We start from the raw sequence: 11,887 nt of genomic DNA, 5'->3' as shown, positions 1-11,887 counted from the left end.
TCTTTGCCGCTGCAAAGAAAAGTAGGTGCCGCCCCGCACAGGGGCAACGCTAGCAAACCGTTACGAAATCGCGGATGCCAGCGCAGCAAAGGTAAAAGCAAAAGCAAAAGCAAAAGCAAAACGCGAATGCCAGCGCAGCAAAAAACTATCAGGCATGCAACGGTGTGCCAGCAAGCACATCCAAAACCGGATGCGCCAACGGCGCCACCTGTTTGCGCCGCTCCCGCGTAGGCGCAGTACCAAACGCATCCCGATAGCTCTTGGAAAAATGACAAGCAGACTGAAACCCGCAAGCCATGGTGATATGCATGATGGACATATCAGTCTGCAGCAGAAGCTCACGCGCGCGGCGCAGCCGCAAAGTCAGATAGTAATGAGTAGGCGTCATCCCGAGATGCTCTCGGAACAGGCGCTGCAATTGCCGCTGCGACATATTCGCGAGCCGCGCCAGTTCCTCGCGCGAAAGCGGCTCCTCGATGTTGTTCTCCATCAACGCAATGACTTCGAACAACGACTTGTTAGCGGAGCCAAGCCGCGCCACTAACGGCATGCGTTGCTGCGCGCTGTTGTCGCGTACATGCTCGACGATGAACTGCTCGGCGATCTGCGTGACGCGCGGCGTGCCGACGCGCGCGGCGATCAGGTTCAGCATCATGTCGAGCGGCGCAACGCCGCCCGTGCAAGTCACGCGGTCACGATCGATCACGAAGAGTTCTTTGAGGAATCGCGTGTCGGGAAACTCTTCCTTCAGCGCCGACATGTTCTCCCAGTGAATCGCGCACGCATACCCCGCCAGCAAGCCCGACTTCGCAAGCGCATACGTGCCCGTGCACAGACTGCCGAGCGCGACGCCCGCGCGCGCGAAGCGGCGCAACGTCGACAGATGCTCAGGCGTGGTCTCGCGCTGCACGTCGATGCCGCCGCACACGAAGACGATGTCCGGCGTGCCGACGCATTCGGCCGGGCCCGTGTCGACCGAAAGACCATTGCTCGCCGTGACCGATCCGCCGTCGGGACTGATGATCGACCATCGGTAGAGCGACTGCCCGCTCAGATAATTGGCCATGCGCAGCACTTCGATCGCATTCGTGAACGCGATCATCGTGAAGTTGGGCAGCGGCATGAACGCGAAGTGCGACAACGACGCGGTTCGATCGGGCGACATGATTCGGGCGTTCCTTCCAGCTCGATGTTCTGTTACGGCCGCGTGGGGGAAACGGCCTTTCTTATTCTGCGAGTGAGCGCAACAAGCATGCCATACGGCTAAACCCTGGCTGGCTAAAGGGCATGCGGCAGTGCATTCGCGCCAGCGCACCTGCGCTGTGCACGGCCCGCACCGTCCACGAACCCTTGCCGCTCCCGAACGGTGCCGCATTTGCCGCGTCGCGTGGACGGGACGCTGCAACGCACCATCGGCCGATCGCTCAATTCGATGAATTGATGCCGACGATTAGCACGAGCGGTCACTTGTCCAAAACGGACTTGCATGGCGGAAAAAGTAAAGAACGCGTCTGAAATCGTAAATTGGCGTATCGAGCGAAAGACAAGAATAGAGCCGTCGGTGGAGGTAGTGCAAAGCCAGTCCAGGCAAGGGATAGCGCGGAATCAAGGACGGCGGCCCCGCACTCTCTTTTCGCTTTTCAGTCATCAACGGTCAACTGAACGGAAGCCATGTCGAACGCCAACCCATTCTTCTCGCAGCCCCTCGCCGAGCGCGACGCAGCCGTACGCAAGTCGGTCCTCAAGGAACTCGAACGCCAGCAGTCGCAGGTCGAACTGATTGCGTCGGAAAACATCGTGTCGCGCGCCGTGCTCGAAGCTCAAGGCTCGGTGCTGACGAACAAGTATGCGGAAGGCTATCCCGGCAAGCGCTACTACGGCGGCTGCGAATTCGTCGACGAAGTCGAAGCCCTCGCGATCGAACGCATCAAGAAGCTCTTCAATGCGGGCTTCGCCAACGTGCAGCCGCATTCGGGCGCACAGGCGAACGGTTCCGTGATGCTCGCGCTCGCCAAGCCGGGCGACACCATTCTCGGCATGTCGCTCGATGCGGGCGGCCACCTGACGCACGGCGCGAAGCCCGCCTTGTCGGGCAAGTGGTTCAACGCCGTGCAGTACGGCGTGAACCGCGAAACGATGCGCATCGACTACGACCAGATCGAAAAGCTCGCGCATGAACACAAGCCCTCGATGATCATCGCAGGCTTCTCCGCCTATCCGCGCGAGCTGGACTTCGCACGCTTTCGCGCGATTGCCGACAGCGTCGGCGCGAAGCTGATGGTCGACATGGCGCACATCGCAGGCGTGATCGCCGCGGGCCGCCACGCCAATCCCGTCGAGCACGCGCATGTCGTGACATCGACCACGCACAAGACGTTGCGCGGTCCGCGCGGCGGCTTCGTGCTGACCAATGACGAAGACATCGCGAAGAAGATCAACTCGGCCGTGTTCCCCGGCCTGCAGGGCGGTCCGCTGATGCACGTGATCGCAGGCAAGGCGGTCGCGTTCGGCGAAGCGCTCGAAGACAGCTTCAAGACCTATATCGACAGCGTGCTGGCCAATGCACGGGCGCTCGGCGAAGTGCTGAAGGACGGCGGCGTCGATCTCGTGACGGGCGGCACCGACAACCATCTGCTGCTCGTCGATCTGCGCCCGAAGGGTCTGAAGGGCACGCAGGTCGAGCAGGCGCTCGAACGTGCGGGCATCACCTGCAACAAGAACGGCATTCCGTTCGATACGGAAAAGCCGACGGTGACCTCGGGCATCCGTCTCGGCACGCCGGCAGGCACGACACGCGGCTTCGGCGTCGCCGAGTTCCGCGATATCGGCCGGATGATTCTCGAAGTGTTCGACGCGCTGCGCACGCATCCCGATGGCGACGCCGCCACCGAACAGCGCGTGCGCCGCGAAATCTTCGCGCTATGCGAACGCTTCCCGATCTACTGAGCCGCGCTTACGTGCCCTGAGCGATCCGCCAAAACCCCACAGCTACGGAGTCAACCATGAGCAACCTGCACGACAGCAGCATCATCATCGACGGCCTGAACATTTCGAAGTTCGAGCGCTCGGTGTTCGAGGACATGAGAAAGGGCGGCGTCACTGCGGTCAACTGCACGGTCTCCGTGTGGGAAGACTTTCAGAAGACGATCGACAACATCGCGGAGATGAAGCAGCAGATCCGCGAGTACAGCGAGATCCTGACGCTCGTGCGCACGACGGACGACATCCTGCGCGCGAAGAAAGAGAACAAGACGGGCATCATCTTCGGCTTCCAGAACTCGTATGCGTTCGAGGACAACCTCGGCTACATCGAAGTGTTCAAGGAGCTCGGCGTGAACGTCGTGCAGCTTTGCTACAACACGCAGAACCTCGTCGGCACGGGCTGCTATGAGCCGGACGGCGGGCTGTCGGGCTATGGCAAGGAAGTGATCCAGGAGATGAACCGGGTCGGCATTCTCGTCGATCTCTCGCACGTCGGCGCCAAGACTTCTTCCGATGCGATCGCCTGCTCGAAGAAGCCCGTCACGTACTCGCACTGCTGTCCGTCGGGTCTCAAGGACCATCCGCGCAACAAGTCGGACGACCAGCTGCGCGAGATCGCCGATGCCAACGGCTTCGTCGGCGTGACGATGTTCTCGCCGTTCCTGAAGAAAGGCCCGGACGCGAACGTCGACGATTATCTCGAAGCGATCGAATACACGATCGATGTGATCGGCGAAGACAAGGTCGGCATCGGCACCGACTTCACGCAAGGCTACAGCACGGAGTTCTTCGACTGGATCACGCACGACAAGGGCCGCTATCGCCGCCTGACGAACTTCGGCAAGGTCGTGAACCCCGAAGGCATCCGCACGATCGGCGAATTCCCGAACCTGACGGCCGCGATGCAGCGCGCGGGCTGGAGCGAGTCGCGCATCAAAAAGGTGATGGGCGAGAACTGGATGCGCTTCTTCGGCGAAGTCTGGAACGTCTAAGTCAAACCACGGAACAAGGAACCCCGCGATGCAACCGCAACTCCCGATCGACGTCGACCCGAACACGGGCGTCTGGACTACCGACGCGCTGCCGATGCTGTACGTGCCGCGCCATTTCTTCACGAACAATCACACGGCCGTCGAAGAAGCGCTCGGCCGCGATGTCTACGCCGAGATTCTCTACAAGGCCGGCTACAAATCGGCGTATCACTGGTGCGACAAGGAAGCGAAGCAGCACGGCCTGAGCGGCATGGCGGTGTTCGAACATTATCTGAACCGTCTGTCGCAACGCGGCTGGGGCCTCTTCAAGATCGTCGAAGCCGATCCGTCGACCGCGCGCGCGAAGATCGAATTGCATCACTCGTCGTTCGTGCTTGCGCAGCCGGGCAAGGAAGGCAAGCTTTGCTACATGTTTGCCGGCTGGTTCGCGGGTGCGATGGACTGGGTGAACGACACGACTGAAGGCGGCAAGAACGCACCGCGCGCGCAGTCGAAAGAAGTGCAGTGCGCCGCCGAGCATCACGATCACTGTGTATTCGAAGTGTCGCCCGCAATGACGTCAACCGCTCACTGACGCCGCTGATCGCATACAGCATAGAGATTGAGCCTGAACTGAACACCGCCCGAGGTCGCCTGCAATGCGTTACCCCAATCTGTTCAAACCTTTGACCCTCAACCAGTTGACGCTGCGCAACCGTATCGTCAGCACCGCGCACGCGGAGGTGTATGCCGAACCGGGTGGCCTGCCCGGCGACCGCTATATCCGCTATTACGAGGAAAAGGCCAAGGGTGGTGTCGGCCTCGCCGTGTGCGGCGGGTCGAGCCCCGTGTCGATCGACAGCCCGCAAGGGTGGTGGAAGTCGGTGAATCTGTCGACCGACAAGATCATCGACCCGCTGTCGCGTCTCGCCGAAGCGATGCATCGTCACGGCGCGAAGATCATGATTCAGGCGACGCACATGGGCCGCCGCTCCGCATGGCATGGCGAGAGCTGGCCGCATCTGATGACGCCGTCCGGCGTGCGCGAGCCCGTGCACCGCGGCAACGCGAAGATCATCGAAGTGGAAGAAATCCGCCGCATCATCGGCGACTTCGCGGCGGCTGCGAAGCGCGTGAAAGATGCGGGCATGGACGGCATCGAGATTTCGGCCGCGCACCAGCATCTGATCGACCAGTTCTGGAGCCCGCGCACGAATTTCCGCACCGACGAATGGGGCGGCTCGCTGCAAAACCGCCTGCGTTTCGGCGTCGAAGTATTGCAGGCGGTGCGCGAAGCCGTGGGCAAGGACTTCTGCGTCGGCCTGCGGATGTGCGGCGACGAGTTCCATGAGGACGGTCTCGATCACGAGCAGTTGAAGGAAATCGCGCAGGCGATGGCGGAAACGGGTTTGATCGACTACCTCGGCGTGATCGGGTCCGGCGCGGACACGCACAACACGCTCGCCAACTGCATGCCGCCGATGGCGTTGCCGCCCGAGCCGTTCGTGCATCTCGCAGCGGGCATCAAGTCGGTCGTGAAGCTGCCCGTGATGCACGCGCAAAGCATTCGCGATGCTGGCCAGGCCGAGCGTCTGCTGGCGAACGGCATGGTCGACCTGGTCGGCATGACGCGCGCGCAGATCGCCGATCCGCACATGGTCATCAAGATCCGCGACGGCCGCGAAGACGAGATCAAGCAGTGCGTCGGCGCGAACTACTGTATCGACCGCCAGTACAACGGCCTCGACGTCCTGTGCGTGCAGAACGCCGCGACGTCGCGCGAAGCGACGATGCCGCATGTGATCGAAAAGACGCGCGGACCGCGTCGCAAGGTCGTGGTGGTCGGTGCGGGTCCGGCAGGACTGGAAGCAGCGCGCGTCGCGCGTTCGCGCGGTCACGATGTCGTACTGTTCGAGAAGAGCGATGCCGTCGGCGGCCAGATCATGCTGGCCGCGAAAGCGCCGCAGCGCGAGCAGATGGCGGGCATCGTGCGCTGGTTCGATATGGAAACGAAGCGTCTCGGCGTCGATCGGCGTCTTGGCGTCGAAGCCGACGAGAAAATGATTCTCGCCGAGAAGCCCGACATCATCGTGCTCGCGACGGGCGGTTCGAGCTTCACGCAGCAGGTGCCCGCGTGGGGCGTCGAAGAAGGGCTCGCCGTGAGTTCGTGGGACATCCTCTCGGGCAAGGTCGAGCCGGGCCAGAACGTGCTCGTCTATGACGGCGTCAGTACGCATGCCGGCGCGGGCGTGGCCGATTTCATTTCGAGCCGCGGCGCGAAGGTCGAGATCGTCACGCCGGACGTGAAGGTGGCCGACGACGTGGGCGGCACCACGTTCCCGATCTTCTATCGGCGCCTCTACGCGCAAGGCGTGATTCACACGCCGAACTACTGGCTCGACCGTGTGTATGAGGAAGACGGCAAGAAGATCGCCGTGATCCGCAACGAGTACACGGAAGAACAGGAAGAGCGCGCCGTCGATCAGGTCGTGATCGAAAACGGCAGCACGCCGAATGACGCGCTGTACTGGAAGCTGAAAAACGAGTCGGTGAATCGCGGTCAGGTCGACGTGCACAAGCTCTTTGCAGCGGAGCCGCAACCGTCGCTGTCGGAAGAACTCGGCAACGGGCGATTCCTGCTGTTCCGCGTCGGCGATTGCATTTCGATGCATAACATCCACGGCGCGATCTACGACGCGCTGCGTCTTTGCAAGGATTTCTGACGATGAGCCCGGCGTTTCTCATCACCGCGTTGTTGTGGGTATCCGTCGCCGGCCTTGCGTTCGCGGTCGCAAAGCGGTCGGCATACTGGCGTCTCGGACGGGCAACGGCAGCCGGCGCATTCGGCTGGACCAACCTGCTGACCATTCCAAAGCGCTATTTCGTCGATCTGCATCACGTCGTGGCGCGCGATCCCTACATTGCGAAGACACACGTCGCGACGGCGGGCGGCGCGATTGCCGCCTTCGCGCTCGTCTTCGTCAACTACGGTCTCGCGATCTATTCGCCGTGGCTCGACCGGCTGATCTTCCTGGCCGCGCTGATCATGCTGGTGGGCGCCGTGTTCGTGTGGCGCCGCCGCCATGCGAAGGACGTGCCCGCGCGTCTGTCGCGCGGTCCGTGGAATACGCTGCCGTGGCTGCTCGGATCGTTCGCGCTCGGTCTGCTGCTGTACACGCTGCTGCCCGCGTCGGCGATGTCGGGTGGTCTCGCGATCATCTTCGCGCTGCTGATCGCGGCGGGTGCCTTCGCGATGACATTCGGCGCGGCGCGCGGCGGTCCGATGAAGCACGCGCTGGCAGGTCTGCTGCATCTCGCGTTTCATCCTCGTCAGGAGCGTTTCGCGGCACAGGGCGACGTGCGCAAGGAGCAGTCTGTTCCGCCGACGGCGTTGAAAGCGCCCGCGCTCGAACAGAATGAATACGGCGTCGGCAAGCCCGTCGAGTTTCGCTGGAATCAACTGCTGAGCTTCGATGCGTGTGTGCAATGCGGCAAGTGCGAGGCGGCATGTCCCGCGTTTGCGGCAGGCCAGCCGCTGAATCCGAAGAAGCTGATTCAGGATCTCGTGACAGGCATGGTGGGCGGAACGGATAGCGCGTATGCGGGCAGCCCGACGCCCGGCATCAAGGTCGGCCAGCATAGCGGCGAGCCGCAGCGCCCCATCATTTCCAGCCTGATCGAAGCGGATACGGTGTGGTCGTGCACGACATGCCGCGCTTGCGTGCACGAATGCCCGATGCTGATCGAGCACGTGGATGCCATCGTCGACATGCGCCGCAACCAGACGCTCGTGCACGGCACGGTGCCGGGCAAGGGCCCCGAAGTGCTGGCGAATCTGCGCGAGACGGGCACGATGGGCGGCTATGACAAGGCAGCGCGCTACGACTGGTCGGTGGATCTGAGCTCGCCCATCGCGCAGCCGGGCAAGCCCGTCGATGTGCTGCTCGTGGCCGGCGAAGGCGCGTTCGACATGCGCTACCAGCGCACGCTGCGCTCGCTCGTCAAGGTGCTGAACAAGGCAGGCGTCAACTACGCGGTGCTCGGCGCGCAGGAAACGGATACGGGCGATGTCGCGCGCCGTCTCGGCGACGAAGCCACGTTCCAGCGCATGGCGAAACAGATGATGGGCACGTTGGCCGCGCTGAATTTCAAACGCATCGTGACCGCCGATCCGCACGTGATGCACAGCCTGCGCAACGAGTATCGCGCGCTCGGCGGACGCTACGACGTGCTGCATCACACGACGTTCCTCGCGGAGCTGGTCGCGAGCGGCAAGCTGTCGCCGAAAGCGGTGGCCGCGCTCAACGACAAGAAGATCACGTATCACGACCCCTGCTATCTCGGCCGCTACAACGGCGAAACGGAAGCGCCGCGCCAGTTGCTCAAGACGATCGGCATCAAGGTCGTCGAAATGGAGCGGCATGGCACGCGCGGCCGCTGCTGTGGCGGCGGCGGCGGGGCGCCGCTGACGGATATTCCTGGCAAGCAGCGCATTCCCGATATCCGCATCAACGATGCGCGCTCGATCGGCGCGGACGTGGTCGCGGTGGGGTGCCCGAACTGCACGGCGATGCTCGAAGGCGTGGTCGGTCCGCGTCCCGAGGTGCTCGACGTGGCCGAACTCGTTGCGGCAGCGCTGGAGTGAACGATGAATACGACCATCAAACGTATCGATCCGCGCCGGCCATTCGTCATCACGCCGGCAGGGCTGAAGCGCATCACGCTCGGCGCGGAGCATGTCGCGGGCGCATCGTATGACCACGCGTCGCAGGCGGGCGCGCATGGCCACGCCGCAGCCAAAACGCTGCGCACGACGCAGGCGCCGCAACATACGCTGCTCGTGGTCGCACACAGCGACCGCGGCGGTCTCGACGATCACACGCGTCAGGCGCTGGCCGCTGCTGCGCTGATCGCGGATGCCCAAACGCAAGTCGCGCTGCTGGTGCTCGGCGAACTGAAGGACGACGCGGCCGCGCTCGGCGCGGACAAGGTGATCGAACTGCCGTCGTTCGACCGGCGCACGTTCGCGCCGGAGCGCGAAGTGCAGGCAGTGGCCGCGTGTGTCGCGCAGCTCGCGCCCGTGCATATTTTCATGCCCGACAACGCGACGGGCGACGGCGATCTCGGCCGGCGCTACGCCGCGCTCGCAGGCGCCAGCATCGCCACACACGTCGTGCAGATCGACGCGAAGGCTGTGTCGACGTATGCGCAGGCAAAGAAAGCCTACGCGACGCGCGCGCTGCCCGACGTGATCCTGCTGGCGGCGGGCGCAGTCGACACGCGGCTGCCGTTCGTCGGCGCTGGCGAGCGGCTCGATGTGCCGGCGCTCGCGCAATCGAACGATGGATCGGCGGGCGCTTACCGCGATCTCGGCATCGAGGAAATCGATGCGGCGCAGGTGGCGCTCGAAGAAGCGGATTTCATCGTGTCGGCGGGCAACGGCGTGACGGATGTCGCTGCGTTCGAAAAGCTCGCGAGCACGTTCGGCGCGGCGATCGGCGCGAGCCGCGTCGCCGTCGACAACGGCATGTTCACACGCGACAAGCAGATCGGCGCGACGGGCAAGACCGTCGAAGCCAGCGTCTATATCGCGTTCGGCATTTCGGGCGCCGTGCAGCACTTGCAGGGCATCAAGGATTGCCGCCACGTGATCGCGGTGAACCTGGACGGCAGCGCACCCATCGCCAAGCGGGCGAATCTGACGATCATCGGCGATACGCAGGCAACCATCGCGTCGCTGATCGACGAGATCGATCGCGCCCGCTCGAGCCGTGGCGCGGCGGCTACGCCCGCTGCCAATACGATTGTCGAAGGAGTCGCGGCATGAACGGCAAGCTTGAAAAAATCGCAGTGCTCGTGTCGGTCGGCAAGCATCCTGTCAGCGGCGTCGCGCGCTATAGCCGCAACGATGCCGCCGCGCTCGAAATCGGCCGCCAGCTGTCGAGTCAGCACGCGGCGCGTCTCGACGTGCTGCATGCCGGCGATCCGGGTAATCCCGCACTCGAAGAGTACCTGGCGCTCGGCGCGGAGCGCGTCGACGTGCTGGCCTGCGGCGCCGATGGCGATGCCGTGAGCCTGCTCGCGGCGCGGCTGAAAGGCTACGACCTCGTGCTGACGGGCACCTGCGCGGAAGGCGCGTTCGACAGCGGCATGCTGCCTTACCGTCTGGCCGATGCGCTGGCCGTCCCGCTCGCCGGCACGGCCGTCGACGTGACGGTGGCGGGCGGCCGCGCGACGGTGCGGCAATTCTTGCCGAAAGGCGTGCGCCGCCGCGTCGAGGTGGCGCTGCCGGCTGTCGTTGCCGTGCATCCGCTCGCCAGCGTGACGCCGCGCTATGCCTACGCACGCCTGCGCGCCGGTTCGATCCAGCCGCAACGCGCGGAGGCAGTCGCCGACCCCGAAGCCGCGCAATGGCAGCTTGCGCCCGTCACGCGTAAACCGGTCCGGCTCGCGGCGGCGGAAAAGCGTTCGGGCCATGCCCGCATGCTGTCCGCGACGACGACGGAAAGCCGTGGCGGAAGCGTCGTAATTGAAGGGACTTCGGTCGAAAAAGCACAAGTGATACTCGACTATTTGCGCGAGCATCAACTCATCGATTACTGATTTGCGCCGCACCCACACGGCCTCGCAAACCCGGAGCACACATGAAAGTATCGGCAGACATTCAGGCGCTCGTTGATCGGCGCAAGAACGGTTACAGCCTCGAAGCGCCGTTCTATCTCAGCGATGAAATCTTCAAGCTCGATATGGATGCGATTTTCCGTCACCACTGGATTCAGGTCGCCGTCGAACCCGACGTTCCCGAGCCCGGCGATTACGTGACCGTCGAGCTGGGCAACGACTCGATCCTGATCGTGCGCGACGACGACATGCAGGTGCGCGCATTTCACAACGTGTGCCGCCATCGCGGCGCGCGGCTGTGCAACGAGGACAAGGGCACCGTCGGCAATATCGTGTGCCCTTATCACAGCTGGACGTACAACCTGTCGGGCGACCTGATGTTCGCCGAGCACATGGGCGAGCAGTTCGACCGCTGCAAGCACAGCCTGAAGAGCGTGCACGTCGAGAATCTCGCGGGCCTGATCTTCGTGTGCCTCGCCGAAACGCCGCCCGTCGATTTCGCCGTGATGCGCGCCGCGATGGAGCCGTATCTGCTGCCGCACGATCTGCCCAACTGCAAGATCGCCGCGCAGATCGACATCATCGAAAAGGGCAACTGGAAGCTCACGATGGAGAACAACCGCGAGTGCTACCACTGCGTCGCGAACCATCCCGAGCTGACCATTTCTCTCTACGAATACGGCTTCGGCTATCAGCGCTCGCCTGCCAACGCCGAAGGCATGGATGCGTTCGAGCGCACCTGCATCGAACGCGCGAAGCAGTGGGAAGAGATGAATCTGCCGTCCGTCGAGATCGATCGGCTGTCGGACGTGACGGGTTTCCGCACGCAGCGTCTGCCGCTCGATCGCAGCGGCGAATCGCAGACGCTCGACGCGAAGGTCGCGTCGAAGAAGCTGCTTGGCGAATTCGGGCAGGCGGACCTGGGCGGCTTGTCGTTCTGGACGCAGCCCAATTCGTGGCATCACTTCATGAGCGATCACATCGTGACGTTCTCGGTGATTCCGCTGTCGGCGGGCGAAACGCTGGTGCGCACGAAGTGGCTCGTGCACAAGGATGCGCAAGAGGGCGTCGATTACGACGTGGCCAATCTGACGGCCGTGTGGAATGCGACCAACGACCAGGACCGCGCGCTCGTCGAGTTCTCGCAGCGCGGTGCAAGCAGCAGCGCTTACGAGCCGGGTCCGTATTCGCCGTTCACGGAAGGGCTCGTCGAGAAGTTCAGCGACTGGTACGTGCGGCGTCTCGCTGCGCATATCGACAGCTCGGCTTCGGAGCCGCGCACGTTCAACATCAAGGCCGTTTGAACCGTCCTT

The 11,887-nt window shown here is 63.4% G+C and carries 9 protein-coding genes; 8 read left to right on the top strand and 1 reads right to left on the bottom strand.

What is annotated here, in order from left to right; genetic code table 11:
- Positions 1-148 precede the first annotated feature (148 nt).
- Positions 149-1,165 carry a GlxA family transcriptional regulator gene (locus tag FRZ40_RS18000; RefSeq protein ID WP_028369246.1) on the bottom strand — a complete coding sequence of 339 codons (1,017 nt, stop codon included), beginning with the start codon at positions 1,163-1,165 and terminating at the stop codon, positions 149-151.
- Positions 1,166-1,671: 506 nt separating this feature from the next.
- Between FRZ40_RS18000 and FRZ40_RS17995 the strand changes: the two genes are divergently transcribed.
- The 8 genes from FRZ40_RS17995 (at position 1,672) to FRZ40_RS17960 (ending at position 11,878) form a co-directional block, all read left to right on the top strand.
- Positions 1,672-2,946, top strand: coding sequence for a serine hydroxymethyltransferase (locus tag FRZ40_RS17995; protein ID WP_147235041.1), 1,275 nt, complete (start codon positions 1,672-1,674; stop codon positions 2,944-2,946).
- A 56-nt stretch (positions 2,947-3,002) separates the two neighbouring features.
- A complete protein-coding gene (locus FRZ40_RS17990) occupies positions 3,003-3,974 on the top strand; it encodes a dipeptidase (RefSeq protein WP_147235040.1) in 972 nt (323 codons plus the stop codon).
- Between the two features lie 28 nt (positions 3,975-4,002).
- A complete protein-coding gene (locus FRZ40_RS17985; protein WP_028369249.1) occupies positions 4,003-4,548 on the top strand; it encodes a DUF5943 domain-containing protein in 546 nt (181 codons plus the stop codon).
- 64 nt (positions 4,549-4,612) lie between these two features.
- Complete coding sequence (locus tag FRZ40_RS17980; RefSeq protein WP_147235039.1) at positions 4,613-6,676, top strand: NADH:flavin oxidoreductase; 2,064 nt, start codon at positions 4,613-4,615, stop codon at positions 6,674-6,676.
- A gap of 2 nt (positions 6,677-6,678) precedes the next feature.
- Positions 6,679-8,598, top strand: a complete 1,920-nt coding sequence (locus FRZ40_RS17975; protein ID WP_028369251.1) for a (Fe-S)-binding protein — start codon at positions 6,679-6,681, stop codon at positions 8,596-8,598.
- 3 nt (positions 8,599-8,601) lie between these two features.
- Positions 8,602-9,780: an electron transfer flavoprotein subunit alpha/FixB family protein gene (locus FRZ40_RS17970; protein ID WP_147235038.1), complete on the top strand. Its 1,179-nt coding sequence runs from the start codon at positions 8,602-8,604 to the stop codon at positions 9,778-9,780.
- Positions 9,777-10,556 (top strand): electron transfer flavoprotein subunit beta/FixA family protein, encoded by a 780-nt coding sequence (locus FRZ40_RS17965; protein ID WP_147235037.1) that lies wholly within the window; start codon positions 9,777-9,779, stop codon positions 10,554-10,556. Before FRZ40_RS17970 ends, FRZ40_RS17965 begins: the two co-directional genes overlap by 4 nt.
- A 41-nt stretch (positions 10,557-10,597) precedes the next feature.
- Positions 10,598-11,878: an aromatic ring-hydroxylating oxygenase subunit alpha gene (locus FRZ40_RS17960; protein ID WP_028369254.1), complete on the top strand. Its 1,281-nt coding sequence runs from the start codon at positions 10,598-10,600 to the stop codon at positions 11,876-11,878.
- The last annotated feature ends 9 nt before the right edge of the window (positions 11,879-11,887 follow it).

The organism is Paraburkholderia azotifigens (assembly GCF_007995085.1).
Lineage (GTDB): Bacteria > Pseudomonadota > Gammaproteobacteria > Burkholderiales > Burkholderiaceae > Paraburkholderia > Paraburkholderia azotifigens.
The sequence above is the reverse complement of the archived record's forward strand: the minus strand, read 5'-3'. Positions and strand labels throughout refer to the sequence as shown.